This is a genomic window from Variovorax sp. P5_A3 (assembly GCF_056400665.1).
Genome location: NZ_JBFUKW010000045.1, coordinates 35,595 through 52,340, shown reverse-complemented (window position 1 = coordinate 52,340; position 16,746 = coordinate 35,595). Strand labels below are relative to the sequence as shown.

At 59.3% G+C, this 16,746-nt stretch carries 13 protein-coding genes and 2 pseudogenes; 3 read left to right on the top strand and 12 right to left on the bottom strand.

Going from position 1 to position 16,746, the window contains the following annotated elements:
• Window positions 1-121 (top strand): IS3 family transposase (locus AC1D3B_RS35095; protein ID WP_478192473.1); only part of this gene is annotated, 121 nt, incomplete at its 5' end.
• Between the two features lie 365 nt (window positions 122-486).
• Complete coding sequence (locus AC1D3B_RS35090; protein WP_478195277.1) at window positions 487-756, top strand: hypothetical protein; 270 nt, start codon at window positions 487-489, stop codon at window positions 754-756.
• A gap of 298 nt (window positions 757-1,054) precedes the next feature.
• Here AC1D3B_RS35090 and AC1D3B_RS35085 read toward each other — a convergent pair whose 3' ends face one another.
• From AC1D3B_RS35085 to AC1D3B_RS35050, 8 genes are all read right to left on the bottom strand, one after another.
• Window positions 1,055-1,909 carry an amidohydrolase family protein gene (locus AC1D3B_RS35085; protein WP_478195276.1) on the bottom strand — a complete coding sequence of 285 codons (855 nt, stop codon included), beginning with the start codon at window positions 1,907-1,909 and terminating at the stop codon, window positions 1,055-1,057.
• Between the two features lie 3 nt (window positions 1,910-1,912).
• On the bottom strand, window positions 1,913-3,001 hold the full coding sequence (locus AC1D3B_RS35080; RefSeq protein WP_478195275.1) for an ABC transporter ATP-binding protein: 1,089 nt from the start codon (window positions 2,999-3,001) through the stop codon (window positions 1,913-1,915).
• 23 nt (window positions 3,002-3,024) lie between these two features.
• Window positions 3,025-4,626: a phytoene desaturase family protein gene (locus AC1D3B_RS35075; protein WP_478195274.1), complete on the bottom strand. Its 1,602-nt coding sequence runs from the start codon at window positions 4,624-4,626 to the stop codon at window positions 3,025-3,027.
• A complete protein-coding gene (locus AC1D3B_RS35070; protein ID WP_478195273.1) occupies window positions 4,623-6,206 on the bottom strand; it encodes a class I adenylate-forming enzyme family protein in 1,584 nt (527 codons plus the stop codon). Before AC1D3B_RS35070 ends, AC1D3B_RS35075 begins: the two co-directional genes overlap by 4 nt.
• A 71-nt stretch (window positions 6,207-6,277) precedes the next feature.
• Window positions 6,278-7,084: an ABC transporter permease gene (locus tag AC1D3B_RS35065; RefSeq protein WP_478195272.1), complete on the bottom strand. Its 807-nt coding sequence runs from the start codon at window positions 7,082-7,084 to the stop codon at window positions 6,278-6,280.
• A complete protein-coding gene (locus AC1D3B_RS35060) occupies window positions 7,081-7,929 on the bottom strand; it encodes an ABC transporter permease (protein ID WP_478195271.1) in 849 nt (282 codons plus the stop codon). Before AC1D3B_RS35060 ends, AC1D3B_RS35065 begins: the two co-directional genes overlap by 4 nt.
• A gap of 61 nt (window positions 7,930-7,990) precedes the next feature.
• Complete coding sequence (locus AC1D3B_RS35055) at window positions 7,991-9,061, bottom strand: ABC transporter substrate-binding protein (protein WP_478195270.1); 1,071 nt, start codon at window positions 9,059-9,061, stop codon at window positions 7,991-7,993.
• A gap of 57 nt (window positions 9,062-9,118) precedes the next feature.
• Window positions 9,119-10,606, bottom strand: coding sequence for an aldehyde dehydrogenase (locus tag AC1D3B_RS35050; protein ID WP_478195269.1), 1,488 nt, complete (start codon window positions 10,604-10,606; stop codon window positions 9,119-9,121).
• A gap of 113 nt (window positions 10,607-10,719) precedes the next feature.
• Between AC1D3B_RS35050 and AC1D3B_RS35045 the strand changes: the two genes are divergently transcribed.
• Window positions 10,720-11,640, top strand: a complete 921-nt coding sequence (locus AC1D3B_RS35045; protein WP_478195268.1) for a LysR family transcriptional regulator — start codon at window positions 10,720-10,722, stop codon at window positions 11,638-11,640.
• Between the two features lie 453 nt (window positions 11,641-12,093).
• On the opposite strand, the pseudogene AC1D3B_RS35040 reads toward AC1D3B_RS35045, so the two are convergent.
• The 4 genes and pseudogenes from AC1D3B_RS35040 to AC1D3B_RS35025 form a co-directional block, all read right to left on the bottom strand.
• Window positions 12,094-13,017 (bottom strand): annotated as a pseudogene (locus AC1D3B_RS35040) (IS3 family transposase); the annotation flags it as partial.
• A gap of 2 nt (window positions 13,018-13,019) precedes the next feature.
• Window positions 13,020-14,375, bottom strand: coding sequence for an IS110 family RNA-guided transposase (locus AC1D3B_RS35035; RefSeq protein ID WP_478195267.1), 1,356 nt, complete (start codon window positions 14,373-14,375; stop codon window positions 13,020-13,022).
• 232 nt (window positions 14,376-14,607) lie between these two features.
• Window positions 14,608-14,878, bottom strand: a pseudogene (locus tag AC1D3B_RS35030) (transposase); the annotation flags it as partial.
• 244 nt (window positions 14,879-15,122) lie between these two features.
• Window positions 15,123-16,718 carry an IclR family transcriptional regulator domain-containing protein gene (locus tag AC1D3B_RS35025; RefSeq protein WP_478195266.1) on the bottom strand — a complete coding sequence of 532 codons (1,596 nt, stop codon included), beginning with the start codon at window positions 16,716-16,718 and terminating at the stop codon, window positions 15,123-15,125.
• Window positions 16,719-16,746: the final 28 nt, after the last annotated feature.

Below are 16,746 nucleotides of genomic sequence, written 5' to 3'. Positions count from 1 at the left end.
CGAGCAGTTCACCCTGGCCTTGGACTCCTACATCCGCTGGTACAACGAGAAGCGGATCAAGCTCTCCCTCGGCGCTCTCAGTCCTGTTGAATATCGGAAAAGCCTGGGGCTCGCGGCATAACCAGTCCAAGATTTCTGCCGCACCCCCGACTGGGGATTATTGAATTACCACTGACACGCGGCGGCGCGAGTTGCTCGACTTCGCCCGTGCATCGGGCACCTGGATCGTGTAAGACGACTACGACAGCGAGTTCCGCTTCGCCGGCCGGCCGATCCCCGCAATGCAGGGGCTGGAGGCCGACAGCCCGGTGATCTACGTCGGGACTGCCGAAAGCACTGGCCGAACCGTTTCGAACCGCGCATGCGGACCGCTATCGCGAAGGCCACGCGATCACGCCAGCAGCGCTGGCCGAACTGACCGACGGGGGACACTACGCTGCACACATCCGCCGGATGCGCGTTGTCTACGCGCGGCGGCGCTCGCTATTGACGAGCCTGATCGGCGAACACCTTGGCTCGGCGTTCCTCGACCCCCTATCGAGCAACGCTGGGTTGCACTTGGCCTTGCGTCTGCCCGACGACTGCGATGACGTGGCCATATCACAGAAGGCGGAACGGCGCGGCGTGCTGACGCGACCTCTTTCGCGCTACTACGCGCGTGGCGGCACCCGGCGCGGGCTGCTCTTGGGCTATGCCTGCGTGCAGGACGAACAGATTGCGCCGGCATTTCAGGTGCTGTTGGAATGCTTGCGCTGAATCCAGGACACATGCGACGCCAGTACGGGTCGAGCACGGTGTCGCGCCGGCGCGCGGCCTCTTGGCGCCGGCCGAAATTTGACCCTCATTTGGACTGACTTCCTTCAGGGTTGACAGGACGAACAGTGTGAATTGGCATAGGCTCGTCGGGGCCCCAGCGATCGCCGAAGACCGGCCGCCTGGTTCGGGTGGTGCCCTTCAGCGCGAGCGAGGACTCCCCACCTTGAGAACAGCCGACGGCCAACTCGGCAGCCTCTCACCGAGTTGGATGAGGCTCAACACCCACAACCAACCGCAATCAGTCAGCTAGGCGAAGGAATTCCGCCGCGTTGCCGCCCAGCCACGCGTTCCTCACGTCCTGAGGCAGCGAAAGCTCGTCGACTTCCTCGACCGACCGCTTCACTGGAATCATCGGATAACCAGAGCCGAAAATCATCCGGTGCTTGAGAATGGAACGTCCGTACTGTAGCAACGGCTCATAGCCGCTGTTGGCCTTGGTCATCAGTTTGGGCCTGATCGCACTGATACCCAACCAGAGATTGGAATGGCGCCACGCCATGGCAACCAGATCCATGGTCCATGGCCAGCCCGGAGGCGATGCGCAAACCCGCAAGTCAGGAAAAGCCATCAGCACGTCATCGAGCCCCAGCGGGTGCCCATAGGTCGCCTTGCTCGATGTAGAGAAATTCATCCCCGCGTGAATATTGACGGGAATTCCAAGCTCCTCGCACTTCTTGTAGAGGTCCATCAGCTTTGGATCGCTGATGGTCAAATGGTTCTCGAAGCCTTGCACATTCAGGCCCGAGAGCTTCAGTTCCCGGACAGCATATTCAAGATGGGCCACCGCGTCCGGATGATGTGGATCGACCGCAGCAAATCCGACGAAACGTGAACCGTAGCGCTGGCAGAAGTCTGCAACCGCTTCATTGCTGACCTTGAATCCAAAAGTCGAAGTCGCGTCTCGCGCCTTGATCACGACGCCGGTTGCGCCCAGCTCGTCATACATTTCGAAGTAAGCAGTCAATGCCTCCTCTCCCAATTCCGAAGAGATCAGGGATTCGCTCGATTTGTACACGCGGCGGTAATTGGCCATGTGATCGGAGTTGACCGTGAACTGCGGCAAGGGGGGTCGGCTGGCGAAATCAATAAACATGAATCACCTCGCAAGCGCGAGCGCGCTGGTGGCCTCAAAGCTCAGCTTCACAGCATCACCTCTGGCAAAGATCCGCGTACCCGGGTGATTGACATGCTGCACGGTGATCTCTTTTCCATCCGGCAGTGATACCCGGTGCTTGATGGTCGCGCCGAGTACCAGATGATCCATCACCGTGCCCTCGAACTGGTTCGAAAACAAGGTCATCGACGTCGATCGCTTGGCCTCCTCAAGCTCGACGTTCTCCGGCCGTACGAGCACGGTCATGGCTTGGCCCGTAGAAGTCAATGTCGAAGGTGCAGCGCAAGCCACGACACCGTAATCGGTCTGGATGTCGATAGTTCCTGCGCCCGATGCCGAGGCCACCCCTTTGAAGAAGTTGGCATCGCCGATGAACGCGGCAGCAAACACCGTCTTCGGCGCGAAGTACAACTCGGTCGGCTTGGCGATCTGCTCGATCTTTCCGCCGTTCATCAACACGATGCGGTCCGACAGCGTCAAAGCCTCCTCCTGATCGTGCGTCACATTCAGCATGGTGATGCCAAGTTCAGAGTGGATTCGCTTGATCTCGAGCTGCATCTGCTCGCGCAGCTTCTTATCGAGCGCGCCCAGCGGCTCGTCGAGCAGAATCAATGCAGGGTTGTAGACGATGCAACGTGCGAGCGAGACGCGTTGTTGTTGCCCGCCAGAAAGCTCTTTCGGTTTGCGTTTTCCGACATCGGGAAGCCGGACCAGCTTCAAGACATCGTTGACCTCTTGCTCGATCACATCCTTGGACAGCTTGCGAACCCGCAGGGGAAATGCGATGTTCTCGAACACCGTCATGTGGGGCATCAAGGCGTAGTTCTGGAACACCATGCCCAATTGGCGCATGCCCGGCGGTAGTTGCGTCGCATCTTTGCCGTCGATCATGATCTGTCCACCTGTCGGGGAAATAATGCCCGCGATAAGGTTGAGAATCGTCGTCTTTCCCGAACCACTGGGACCGAGCAAGGTCAGAAACTCGCCCTTCCTGATATCGAGATCGATGGATTCGAGTGCGGTTGAAGAACCGTACGTCTTGGACACGCCGCGTAGTTGAACCATTGCCATGATTTGCTCCGAATAAGCGATCGTCAGCGCTTCAGTTTCTTGAGATATTTGCCAACGCAACGTGCAGCGTTATGGCCGGGCACGCCGGTAACTCCACCGCCCGGGTGTGTCGAAGCCCCGCATTGGAACAACCCTGTGACGGGCGATCGGTAATCCGCATAGTGGGCGATCGGTCGCTTGAAGAATATTTGGTCAGCACTCAGTTCACCGTGGTGGACATGCCCCCCGGGGAGCCTGAAGACCTTCTCGAAGTCGGGCGCCACCATGATCTGGTGATGAACGATGAGTTCTCGGATGCCTGGTGCGTGTCGCTCCAACACTGAAATCGTGCGCTCGTACAAAGCCCGTCTGTCCGCCTCCGTCCACGGGCCCGTCTTCAGCATGTAGGGGGCATGAGATCCGAAGATGCTGACGACGTGGCAGCCCGGCGGCGAAAGCGTGTCATCGAGAGCCGATGGGACCAGCACCGCCAGGCATGGGTTTTGGGCGTACTCACCATACTTTGAGCCATCGAACGAGCGCTCGATGTAGTCGACCGAAGGGCCGATCTTCGTCAGGACGGGGAATGGGAAACCGGCCTTCTCTGGATCGAACTTCGAGAACTTCGGCAGCGCGCTCAAGGCGAGATGCACTTTGTAGGAAGTCGACTTGTCTCGTATGTTGGAAACATCGGTCACCACCTGCGGCGGCAAGGGTGTCGACTTCAAGAGCTTTAGAAAAGTAATCTTTGCAGGCGCATTGCTCACGACAACGCGGGCTTTGACCACGGAGCCGTCGCGTAACCTGACACCACGCGCCACGTTGTCCGAAACCACTATTTCGTCGACTTCGGCGCCTGTCCGAATCGTCATGCCAGCCTTTTTCCCCGCACTCGCAATCGCGTTACTGATGGAGCCCATGCCGCCTCGGATGATGCCGGTGCCACCGGCTGGCGTTGTGTTCTGCCGCAAAAATCCCCGCAGCAGGATGTAGGCCGAGCCCGCAGTCTTCATGCTCGTCACTCCGCCGGCGGCAGAAGAATAGAACCCCAAGACAGCCTTGACGTCCTCGGACTTGAACCATCGGCTCAAGAAGTCGTAAGAGCTGAGTGTCATGATGTCGTACACGCCATACAAGTTGTCGACCAACTTGCGGTTGGTCGAGGCAAACCTGGCCAATTCGAGGAGATCGGCAATGCCGGTTGTCTTGGGATCGATCGGTACCTGCCAAAGCATGTCCCTGATCGAAGCGCTCAGCTGCGTCATGTGCTCGACATAGCCGTCGTAGGCCGCGGCGTCCGATTCGGAGAAGCGGGCGATTTCGGCTTTCAGGCGGGCTCTGTCCTCGTAGAAGACAAATGCATCGTCAATTCCGAGCGGCTGAAAGGTGGGTGGCATTTTCAAAACTTCCAGTCCCTCCGCCTTCAAGTCAAGATCCAGCATGACCTTGGGTTGAAGCAGCCCCATGAGGTAGGAGGCCGTGGAGACGTGATACCCCGGCCACAACTCCTCAGTGACAACTGCGCCACCGATCTGGCTCTTGGCCTCGAGTACACACACCTTGTACCCTGCCTTCGACAGATAAGCGCCACATGTCAGCCCATTATGCCCACCGCCAACAATAATCGCGTCAAACATATCGCTCATGATCGCTCCACGCTTGCGCCGATCCATGCATCGGCTACGCGGTCATAGATTTGCTCATCCGTTGACTTCTTCTCCCGAAGCGTTGCCTTGGCAACCTTCAATGACGCAGTCTTGGGAAGATCATCGATGAATGTGTAATACCGGGGCACCTTGAATTTCGCGAGATTCTTCTGACAGCCCGCGATAATCAATTTCAGAGTTTCAATATCTTTGGTCACACCGGGCTTCACGACGACATAAGCCTTGACCTCCTCGCCCCGCGTGGGGTCGGTCACGCCAACAGCAGCGGACTCCCTGACCTCAGAGATTCCATTCATGACCGCCTCGATCTCTCGCGCGGCAATGTTCTCCGCGCTGCGCCGGATCATGTCCTTGTAGCGGCCCTCGATGTAGAAATAACCGCGCTCATCCTGTCGAAACATGTCGCCCGAGCGGAACCATCCCGCGAGAAAGGCATTCTTGGTCGCCTCATCGTTTTTGTAATACCCGAGCATGATGCCTTGGCCACGGATGAGCAGTTCGCCCAGTTGCCCCTGAGCCACATCGTTGCCCTCCTCGTCAACAATCCGGCATTCGCGATAGGGAGAAGGAACTCCGCAAGAGCCCGATCCGACCATGTCGGTGGCCTCGATCGGCATCGACATCGCCGGCCCCACCTCGGTCATGCCGAAAGCTTCGCGGGCGACGAGGTCAAAACGCTGCTCGATGCTTCTGTGGATGTCCCTGGGAACTCCGTACACGTTCGCCCTGACCACCTCGTTGTTCCCATCGGATGGCGTGGGGGGTTGCTTGAATACCAAGTAAGGGAACAAGCAAAAATTGATCTTGTAATCACGCACCCAGTCCATGAACCTTGTCGCACTTTGCCTGTTGGCGACGAACAGCGTTCCTCGTTGATAGATCGCCATAAGCAAGAGCCATTGCGGATCCATGTAATAGAACGGAGTCGGAGCAAGGATGTTTTTATAAACGCGGCCGTCACGAAATGCATTGACGATGCCGCTGGTCAACCAATACTCCTGCGTCAACATACATCCCTTCGGGAAACCGGTGGTGCCAGACGTATATTGGATATTCAACAAATCATGACGCCCGACGTCCGCTGGAACCGCAGCACGTGGTTCGGTGGCCAACGCCGAGTTCCACGAACTGAACTCCTGGTTGGCTCCCTCGACGATCACCTGTGCGGAATTCAGTTTCACCGCCCCGCCAGCAAGGACCTCACGCACCAGACCCAGCAGGCTGTCGTGAGTCACCAGGAATTGCGCATCACTGTTATTCAGAACAAACGTCAGTTCGCGGTTCATGTAGCTGGTATTGACAGGAACCATCACAGCACCCAAAGTGCCTAGGGCGAACCAAGACAACGGCATTGATGGGCGGTTGGGCAGCATCACCGCGACATGGGTGCCCTTGACAATTCCCAATTGCTGGAACCCGGCGGCCAATCTGTCCACATTCAAGAGCACATCCTTGTACGACATGCTTTCCTTGAGTTCGAAGAAATTCCACAGCGTCTGATCGCCAGCTTCTTCGGCAGCTTTTTTCAGCAGGGAATGGATATTGACTGGCAGTTCCATGCTTTCGACGTGAGATCGACGTTTACTCACGCTGGGAACAATGGACGATATAGTGTTTTGATAAGCCATGGTTAGGAGGACTTCTCGGTTCTGTTTTCGAGGGCCATGATTCCAAGGCAAGCGGCCAAAGACACCACGGTCAGAAGGGTAGAAATTGCGGTGAGAACTGGCGAGACTTCCCAACGCAGGGCGCTGTACATTTTTACCGGCAAAGTGGTGGTTTCCGGTCCGCTGATGAAATAGGCGACGACCACCTCATCGAAAGAAATCAGAAGTGCAAAGAGTGCGCTCACCAATATCGACGGCTTCAGCTGCGGAAGTACCACGGCAAAGAAAATCCTCACCTTTCCTGCCCCCATCAGCATCGCCACAGATTCCAAGGTCGGGTCTGTGTGCTTCAGTCCGGCGCTGATCGAAATATAGACAAACGGAATCACCAACGCGCAATGAGAAAGCACAATCCCCACAAGAGTGTTATCGAGATGAACCTTCGAGAGAAACATGTACATGCCCAGTCCCAACGAGATGACCGGAACAAGCATCGGGCTGATAAACAACAATTGAATCCATTTCACCTGTTTGATAGACGTGCGGCTGATGGCATAACTGGCGGGGATCGTCACAGCGAGCGCGAGTAGTGCAGTGCATATCGCAATACCCACGCTCCGCAGGGCAGGCAACCACCAGGCATGGTCGCCAAAGAACTGCTTGTACAAATCCAGTGAGAACTGTTTCGGCGGAAACTGCAATTCTTGGCCGCTTCCGAATGAGGCCACCACGATGATCGCAATCGGACTGACAAGAAAAAGGTAGCCCAATGTTGCAATCAAACGAGGCAAGGCGAGATATCTCAGCTTCGATAAAGAAAACGATTTCATGCCGCCTTCTCCACCGCTTTGATGGATCCACCCCCCTGCATTTTCAGCAGCAGCAGGATCAGAACGCCGGAAATCGCGAGCAAGATCATTGCGATGGCCGATGCCCCTTCCCAGTCCAGAATTTGGCGGGTGTACAGCTCCACCAGGTTGGCCATCATCAAGTCCTTTCGACCTCCCAGCAGCGCTGGCGTCACGAACATGCCCATCGAAAGTGTGAGGTTCATAAGGGCGGCAGCGATCACGCCGGGCACGGTGAGCGGCAAAGTGATCTTGGTAAAAATCCTCAACGGGCTGGCGCCCATCAGCTCGGCGACGCGAGGCAACGCCGGGTCGATCGTCAGAAGGGACGCCAAGATCGGAAAGACCGCAAAGGGCAAGAGATAGTTGACCATCCCCAGAATCACGCCGGTCCGGTTGAACAGCAGCTGTACGGCCGCACCTTCGCCAAATATGTCCATCAGAAAGCGATTGACAACGCCGCTATCTCCCAATGCCACCGTCAAGGCAAAGCTTTTCACCAGCACGCTCGTCCACAATGGAAGCATGACCAGCGTCAGATAAAAGGGACGCTTGCCTTTGCTTTGTCCAGCAATGTGAGCTGAGATGCAGTAGCCAACACTGGTGCTTATCAATGTGGCAATAAATGAAATGAGCAGGGTCGTCTTGAGTACCTGCGAAAACAGCGGCGTTGCAAACAATCCCTTGTACGCGGCCCCGCTGAACTCTCCGTTCGCGGTGATACTGCTCTGAAATACCACGAACAACGGGTATATAAAAAACACAAGCAGTATCAGTAGAACCGGGCAAAGCAATATGACTGCCTGCTTTCTTCCAAGCAAGTACATTGTAATTCCTAGGTGGTGGGGGTTGAAGAGTGCCGCCCGGTGGGATGGCACCCTGTCGCGGTCAGGTCAGCATCCAGGCCGTGAATCGCTTCTGCAGACTTTCGAAGTTGTCCGCCCACCACGCATCGTTGATGATGATATTTTTCGGATTCTCCATATCCGGCAGATATTTCTGGGTGGCGGCGGCAACCCGGGTTTGTGCGAGCCGGTTGTTTGGCGAAAAGAACATTCGGTTCGAGAACTCTGCCTGCCGATCAGGACGAAGTACGAAGGCGATATATTTCATCGCAGCGTCCCGGTTTTTCGAGAATTTGGGAACGGCAAGGTATTCGACGGCATTGACGGTCTGCTCGAGCGGCATGTCGATCGAATTGCCGGCCTTTTGCGACGGAATGACCCGGGTAATGAAACTGTAGGAAAAATCGACCTCGTTGTTGATCACTAGAGAAATCGTCTCTGGGGTGGTTTCAGTCCACTTGCGCACGGCGGGCTTGATTCGATCCAGCGCTCTAAATGCGCGTTCCACATCCAGCGGATACAACTGGTTGGGCGGCACACCGTCGGCGACCAAGGCAATTTCGAGCATTTCGCTGACGCGCGGGCGCAGGGCGCGGCGGCCCGGAAAAGCCTTGACGTCCCAGAACTCCTTGAAGTTCTTTGGATACTTCCCCTCCGGGAAGCGTTTGGGGTCATAGGCGATACCAGCCGCGAAGAGAAACGTACCAACGTAGTCCTTGCCGCCGGGAACGATCAAATCTTTGGTCGACACGATCGAAGTGTCGATCGGCTCCCACAAATCGTCCTTCGAAGCAGAAAGAATGTGGGGGCCGATGCTGTCGTAAACGTCCCACGATACGTTCTTGTTCCTGACTTGAACCTTGAGCTTGGTCAGATCGGCGTTGTTGACGATGTTCACATCAATGCCGGTTTCTGCGGTGAAAGGTACCGCAAAGACTTCCCTGACATTTTTTTCATAGTCCCCACCCCAACAGGTGACTGTGATGGATTGAGCGGCGCGGGACGTTCTCCAGCTGAACGCGCTGGCGGCGACTGCGGCAGCCCCTGCTTTCACAATCGTTCGGCGGCCAACGCGGCTAGCTTGCGACGAAACACTGAATAATTCTGTTTTCATGCTATTTCCATTCGAGGCCAAAGGGGTTGGGGGGTCAAGGGAACGGGGAAAGCTGCTTCAGTGGGCAATCCAGACTGACTTCCAGTCGGTGTATTTGTCGAAGGCGTGCAGGGACTTGTCGCGGCCCGAGCCGGACTGCTTGAAGCCGCCGAAGGGCGCAGACATGTTGCCGCGGTCAAAGCAATTCACCCACACCACCCCCGCACGCAGGCTTCGTGCCGCACGGTGTGCAGACTTCACACTGTCGGTCCAGATGCCGGCGGCAAGGCCATAGTTGGAGTTGTTGGCGACGGCCACCGCTTCATCCAAGCCCGACACGGAGATGGCGGACAGTACGGGGCCGAAGATTTCCTCCTGGGCGATCCGCATATTCTGGTCGGCGTTGGCAAAAATCGTTGGCTGCATGAAGAAGCCGCCAGAGTCGGGCATCGCTTGGCTTCCACCAGCGACCAGCGAGGCGCCCTCCTTCTTGCCGATGTCGACGTAAGAAAGGATGGTGTCCAGCTGCTGACGACTGACGATCGCACCGAGCCGGGTGGATGCCATCAGCGGATCGGCCGGTTTGAGTGCTTGCGCAAGCGCGACAACTCGTTCGAGCAGCGCGTCCTTGATCTTTTCATCGACGATCAGGCGCGAGCCCGCGTTGCAGACCTGTCCCTGGTTGGCAAAGATGCCGGATGCAACGGCCTGCGCCGCAGCATCCAGGTCAGCACAATCGGCGAGCACGATGTGAGGGCTTTTCCCGCCGCATTCCAGACCGATCCTCTTAATGTTCGATTGGCCGGAATACTGCATGAAGAGCTTGCCGACTGCGGTCGATCCGGTGAACCCGATCGCATCGACGTCCATGTGAAGGCCCAACGCTTTCCCCGCAGTTTCTCCGAGGCCCGGAACGACGTTCAGCACACCAGGCGGCAGGCCCGCCTCCGTGGCAATGGAGGCGAGGCGGATGGCCGTCAGCGGCGACTGCTCCGCAGGCTTCAACACCACCGAGTTGCCCGACGCCAAGGCAGGGCCGAGCTTCCAGCAGGCCATGGACAGCGGATAGTTCCAGGGGACCACGGCCGCCACGACACCCAGCGGCTCACGAATGACCAGCGTGGTCATGTCGTGCCCAGAGGGGGCGACTTCACCATAGATTTTGTCGATCGCTTCGGCGTACCACTGGATTGTGGTGGCGGAACTCACGATGTCTCCGTTGTACGCGCTCGTGATCGGCTTGCCGACGTTGAGGGTCTCGAGAAGCGCCAGTTCCTCGCGGTTCTCAAGAATGAGCGATGCGAACTTCAGCATGACCTTCTTGCGCTCCAGCGGGGCCATCCTGGACCACACACCGGACTCGAAGGCCTTGCGGGCAGAAGCGACAGCCACGTCGACGTCGGCGGAATCGCAGGCCGCAATCTGCCCGAGTTCCGCACCTGTCGCTGGATTGATGCAGCGAAAAGTCTTGCCGCTTTTTGCGTCCACGTAGCGACCGTTGATGTAGGCACGCGTCTCGATTTTGAGTGCCGATGCGCGTGAAACCCAGTCGATGCTTTCAACCATTTGAACCTCGTTCCAGTGTGAATTTTTTGTGACAAAGAAAGTTTATGATCCGCAATATATAAAGTCCAAACGTATTTCTTTGGCTGAAAACAAACTTTTTGGAATGGGTTGGAATGCTCAACATGCGCCACTTGTCGACCGTTGCCGCGGTCATACGCAGCGGGTCTGTGTCTGGTGCAGCCCGCATGCTCCACGTCACCCAGCCGGCCATCACCAAGTCCGTCCAGCTCGCTGAAGAAGAGTTGGGCATCCAGCTGTTCATTCGCCTCAAAGGCAGGCTTGTGCCTACCGAGGAGGCCGCATTTCTTCATCCAGAGATCCAGCGAATTTTTGGAAACATGAGCCACCTGGAAAACCTGGCAGAAGAGGTGCGGCAAGGCCACACCGGACGCATCGCACTCGCCACGGTCTCCAACCTGTCCGCTTCGGTGCTCAGCCAGGCGATGACCAGCTTTCACGCCCGCCATCCGAGGATTCGATTCGACGTCGAAGTGCTCAGCACCAAAAACGTTCTCGAACGGGTTCGACTGGGCCAGGTCAGCTTCGGTTTGCTGGACATCAGTCCCAAAGATCAAGGCGTCGGGTTGCTCGAACTCTGCAAGACGCAGATCGGATGCGTGCTCCGAACGGACAATCCGCTGTGCGACCTGAGTGTGATCGCACCGAAAGATCTGGACGCTGCAACGCTGATCACATTCCCGGACGACACCGCAACGAATGCCCACATCAGGGAAGTGTTCCGTCGCTCGGAAAGGCGGTGCCAGATCACCTTCACGGTCAACCAGACCTACTCTGCCTACGCATTGATTCAGGGTGGAAACGGCGTGGGATTGCTCGATTCGTTTCCATTGCTGGACAAAGTGTTCCCCAGCCTGACCGTGAGGCCCTTTCTGCCGACGATTGACTTGGCGCCGACCGTGGTTTTTTCCGAGGGCCGCCCCGTTTCCATGATGGCGAAGACATTTTTGAAGGACCTGCAGGCGACGACCCAGACGTTGTGCGAGCAACCCGGATCGCTCTTCCAGAGCCTATAGCACCCGAGTTCGATGAAATCCATTTGCGCCGACCTCGTACTGCAGCGCTTGAATGCGGAAGGCGAGGCGCTATTGAACCAGCCTATGCAGTGGCTCACGTACGCGAGATCACAATTGGGTTTGGCTCTTCGGTATAAAGTGTGTCAACGTCGGCCAGCCGCGTTACAAGTATCATGCGCTGGCCTAAGGAACCCTTCTCAGTGAGTTCGCCGACTTCTATCGAAGGTGGTTCAGCAAGAATTGGAGCGCGCTCGGCCCTGGTAGAGCTACCCGATGATTCTTCGGAGAGCAGTCTTAGCGATTCAGCTACAAATTTCCTAACATCTCCAGAGGATGCGAGTTCTCGAAGAGGCGTGGTCGACGGCATGTTGAAGGCGTCACAAACAGCGCGTTGGTCAAGAACAATCAGCAATCTGAGCTTGCCCCTGAGCGACGTAGTCCGTAGCCACTCGGTTACGTGGCTTTCTTTGACTGGCCCGCGTGCCAGCTTTCTTCGAACCTCATCGGGCTGACATAGCCCAGTGTGGAGTGAAGTCTGCGGTGGCTGTAAAACGTCAGCCAGTCGACCACTTTGTCCATTGCCTGGCGCTGCGTGCCGAACTTCCTGCCATACAGCCTCCCCACTTTGAGGCTGCCCCACAGGCTCTCCGTGGGCGCATTGTCCCAGCAGTTGCCCTTGCGACTCATCGACGAACGCATGCCATAGCTGGCCAGTGCGTCCTGGAACGAGTGGCTGCAGTATTGGCTGCCCCGATCCGAATGGAAGATCAGCCCCGGCGCGGGATGACGCCGGAACCACGCCATGCGCATCGGTCACCAGGCTGGCCTGCATGTGCGGCTGCATGCTCCAGCCCACCACCTGCCGGCTGAACAGGTCGATCACCACCGCCAGATACATCCAGCCTTCGTCGGTGGCGACGTAGGTGATGTCGCCGCTCCGGACGTGGTCTGGCGCGGCAGGCGTGAAGTCTCGTGCCAGCAGATTCGGCGTCACCGGCAGATCGTGACGACTGTCGGTGGTGACGACGAACTTTCTCTTGCTTCGCGCCTTGATGCCGTGAGTCTTCATGAGCCTCTGCACTCGATCCTTGCCCACGCGGACGCCGCGCGCCAGCAGTTCCTTCCACATCCGCGGCCAGCCGTACTCACCTTTGACCTCGGCGTGGATAGCTCGAATGTGCGCCAGCAGTGCCTCGTTGCTGAGCCGTCCATCGCCGGGCCGGCGGGCTGGTCAGATCTGCGCCGACGCTGATGTTCGAAGTAGCCGCTGGCACTGACGCCCAGCGCCTCGCACGTCATCGTGATCGGCCACGTCGCCCTGTTCTTGGCGACCCAGGCGTACTTCACAGTGATTCCTTTGCAAAGTACGCCGTCGCTTCCTAAGAAACACTCTGGTCTGCTGTCTCCAGGAGGGTGAAGCCGAACTCTGCAGCACGGCGGTGCAATTGCTTGACGACCCGTTCGCGGTACCGGCGCTCGTACTGGTCGGCCCCGGGATCTTGGTAGCTGATGCCGAACCGCATGGCGTTGTAGAAGAGCACCGCAATCTTGCGCGCGGTCGCAGTCACGGCCTTGGCCTTGCCAACGCGGGCGGCCAGACGTCGATAGAAGGCACCCAGCGCGGTGTTCGTTCGACCAACGGTGACGGCGGCGAGCCGCAGATGCGCGCTCACCCGGGTGGTCGTCTTGCGCGTGTGCGCGGACAGTACCTTGCCGCCGCTGATCTTGCATCCCGGCGCCAAGGTCAACCACGACGTGAAGTGCTTGGCCGTCGGCCACTTGCTCAGGTCGGTCCCGCACTCGGCAATCAAGCGCAGCGCCAAGTAGGGCCCGATACCGTGGATCTGCGTCAGGTCCACGCCCGTGAGTTGGTACAGTGGTCCCCGCGTATCGAAGTTGACGGCATTGGGCTGTACCGTCTTGTGCCGCGGCTGGGGCAGCGGCTCGATGGGGCCTTGCTTGTCGGAGTTCAACTTGGCCAGCGTGCGTTCTATCTGGGCATCGCATTCGCCCAGACGCAGTTGGTAGAAGTCGTACAAGGCCAGCGCCTGGGTCAGCTCGAAGAGATGCTCAGGTTGGTAGTTGCCGACCAGCGCTGCGCGCACAGTCGCCATGCTGGCCTTGCAACGCACGTCGCGCATCGTGGCGAGCACACCTGGATCGCGCTGGCCCCCGGCGATGGCGCGGATGATCTTCATCCCTGTCACGCCAGTCACGGCGCTGACCACATGGTGCAGCTGCAGGTTCATCAACGTCAGCGCTTTCTGCATGTGCTGGATATGAGCAGCGGCGTAGTCAAGATGCCGCTCGCGCAGGCGCAGATAGGCCCTCAGCGCAGCGATCTCGCGTTCGGGGCGGAAGCTCGGGCGAAGCAGGCCGCAGGCATGCAGTCGTTGCAGCCACTGCGCGTCGTTGACGTCGCTCTTGCGGCCCGGCACCGCGCGAGCCTCACGGGCATTGGCGACGATGACTTCGAGGCCGTGACTCTGCAGTACCTCGTACACGGGCACCCAGAACACGCCGGTGGACTCCATGGCCACGGTCTTGATACCGATCGACACGAGCCAGTCCGCCATCCGCTCGATATCCCCGGTGAAGGCCTGGAACGTCTGCACCGCCTCGTCACACAGTTCGGGCGCAACACCGACAACGTGGAATCGAGCGCCGACGTCGATGCCCGCCGCGCGGCCATGAATCACGGGCAGGCCCGCCAGCTTGATGGATCGTTTTGACATGGTCACCTCCTGAAGGTTGAGCGCGCCGGTCGGGGACTCGGATGAGATCAATTTCCTCAACGGGGTCACACGAGGTGCCACCACAGTTGGGTCCGCAGCTTCCCCTGGGCCAGGTTTCAAAACGGGGACAAATCCCTCCAAAAAGCGAGCGGCCTCTGGCCAGCGCCCTCGCAGTCTAGGCACTGCTGCGTGTTTCTATCCATGAGGGGCGCGGCACGCCGCGTGGGCGGTTTTTTAGGATGTCACGCTCCATCTTCACGCGCGCCAACTCGGCCCGCAGCCGCGCCAACTCCATCTGCTCGGCACTCACTGGCCGATCGCCCGCGCCCTGCAGGTCACGCTTGTCGGACCAATCGAACCCAGTTGCCCAGCGTCGCCTTGGGTATGCCGAGAACGCGCGCCGTCACCGACGCCTCCTGGCCTGCCTTGACCAGCCGAACGGCCTCCTGCTTGAACTCCAACGTGCACCGCGCGCGGTGTTTGATTTCGTCGCTCTTCCTCATCTCTCGTGCTCCATGACTGCATTTTCAACTTCAGCTACGGACTACGTCGCTCAGGGGCAAGCTCAGCAACAGCAATCGGGCTAGGTCGGCTGCCCAGTGTGACCTATCCTTATCACACGCAAGATACTTGAAGCGGGCTGTCAGAGAGATGAGTGAAATCCCGCAACAGTCAGCACCGCCACGATTTTCAACTTGCCTGGATTCCAGCCAAGGCGACCGCAGCAATGCTCCGAAGGCCACTCATTCATATAACAAGCGCAAACAGCCGTCCAGATAACGGGGCGCTTGTCAGCGTGTCGAGCGGCACACTGTGCCGCGCGGTCGTGATGACCAGCCTCTCGCTCTCCTCGCCTTCGGCAGCCGGTGCAAACGCCAAGTCGGTCGCGCACGGCACGGGCAGGCCGATCACCCGATCGAGCTGCCCGTCGGCGGTAAAACGCACCACCGACCAGCCGTCGCACAGCGCAGTCCAGATTCCCCCCCGTGCATCGAACGCCAACCCGCTCACGCGTCCCGACCCCTTGGGCACAGTCGCCAGGCGGCGCATCGCGCCCTGCCCTGGCTGGAGCCGAAGGATCGAGCCAGAGCCCGGCGCCGTGGCGTAAAGGGTCTGCTCCCGCGCGTGCCAGCCAAGGGCCTGCACTGTCTCGCCCATGCGCCACTGCACGTCGAGCGTCCCGTCGCCGCGCAGGCAGCCGATGGCGGAGCCGGCCTCGGGCAGGGCCAGCGCGGCCCAGATCGTGCCGTTCTCGCCGTTGCAGGCTGCGAGCACCTGCCCCGCAAGCCATAGCTCGAAAGGCAACGACTGCCCGTCGGCCGAGATGCGCTGCGCGCCATGCTCGTGCACCGCGATCACATCGTCTTCATGGCGCAGCAACGCGACCACGGGCGCCTCGATCGTCGCCACCTCGCAGTCCTGCCCGTCCGCATGCAGGTGTACAGAGGGCGCGAGCGCATCGGCCCACCAGAAGCGACTGCCATCGGCCGACCAGAGCGGGTGCGCGCCATGAAATGCCCAGTGCCCCGGCAGTGCCGTCAACGCTGCTTCGGTGCTCGGCGCCGGGTCGTTGCCGGCCGGCTGCAGCTGCGCACCGACGCGGCGCGCGGCCTCGACCACTTCCGGGCCGAGCAGCTCGAGCCGCGCTCGCGTGAGTCGGTAGGCCGGTCCCGCCACACTGATTGCCCCCCGTACCTGCCCTGCGGCATCGACCACTGGCGCACCCACGCAGCGCACGCCGAGCACGATCTCCTCATCGTCGATGGCGTAGCCGCGCGCGCGGGTGATGCGCAGCTCGGCCTGCAAGCGGCGGCGGTCGGTGATGGTGAGCGGCGTGAACGGCTTGAGCACCGCGTCGCGCACGATGGCGTCGCGCGCCTCATTGGGCATGGCCGAAAGAATGGCCTTGCCCTGGCTGGTGCAGTGCACCGGCTTGCGCTGGCCGAGCACGGCGGCCGAGCGCTGGCTGTGGGCGCCGTCGCAGCGCTCCAGCGAAATGACTTCGCGGCCATCGAGCGCGGCCAGATAGCTCGTCTCGCCCGTGAGATCGCGCAGCGCGCGCAGTTCGAACGCGGCGGCCGCCACCAGGTCGGGCATGGCATAGGCCTGGCGCGCCATCTCGAAGCAGCGGAAACCCAGGCAGTAGACCTTGCGCAGCGGATCGCGCCGCACGAGTCCGCGCGCAACCAGCGTGGCAAGCAGGCGGTAGACAGTGGTGCGCGGCAGGTCGAGCTGTTCGGCCAGCTCGCTCTGGCCCAGCCCTTCGGGCGCGGAACCGATGGCGTCGAGCACGTCGAGTGCCTTTTCGAGGGCACCGGTGCCCTCGCCGGGAGTGGTGGCCATGGTGATGAAGCCCTTGTTTGCCTGTTTG

Bases quoted from the DNA above. Each gene is read 5' to 3' on its own strand.
- AC1D3B_RS35085 (WP_478195276.1), bottom strand. From the start codon at position 1,909: ATGTTTATTGATTTCGCCAGCCGACCCCCCTTGCCGCAGTTCACGGTC.
- AC1D3B_RS35080 (WP_478195275.1), bottom strand. From the start codon at position 3,001: ATGGCAATGGTTCAACTACGCGGCGTGTCCAAGACGTACGGTTCTTCA.
- AC1D3B_RS35075 (WP_478195274.1), bottom strand. From the start codon at position 4,626: ATGAGCGATATGTTTGACGCGATTATTGTTGGCGGTGGGCATAATGGG.
- AC1D3B_RS35070 (WP_478195273.1), bottom strand. From the start codon at position 6,206: ATGGAACTGCCAGTCAATATCCATTCCCTGCTGAAAAAAGCTGCCGAA.
- AC1D3B_RS35065 (WP_478195272.1), bottom strand. From the start codon at position 7,084: ATGAAATCGTTTTCTTTATCGAAGCTGAGATATCTCGCCTTGCCTCGT.
- AC1D3B_RS35060 (WP_478195271.1), bottom strand. From the start codon at position 7,929: ATGTACTTGCTTGGAAGAAAGCAGGCAGTCATATTGCTTTGCCCGGTT.
- AC1D3B_RS35055 (WP_478195270.1), bottom strand. From the start codon at position 9,061: ATGAAAACAGAATTATTCAGTGTTTCGTCGCAAGCTAGCCGCGTTGGC.
- AC1D3B_RS35050 (WP_478195269.1), bottom strand. From the start codon at position 10,606: ATGGTTGAAAGCATCGACTGGGTTTCACGCGCATCGGCACTCAAAATC.
- AC1D3B_RS35045 (WP_478195268.1), top strand. From the start codon at position 10,720: ATGCTCAACATGCGCCACTTGTCGACCGTTGCCGCGGTCATACGCAGC.
- AC1D3B_RS35035 (WP_478195267.1), bottom strand. From the start codon at position 14,375: ATGTCAAAACGATCCATCAAGCTGGCGGGCCTGCCCGTGATTCATGGC.
- AC1D3B_RS35025 (WP_478195266.1), bottom strand. From the start codon at position 16,718: ATGGCCACCACTCCCGGCGAGGGCACCGGTGCCCTCGAAAAGGCACTC.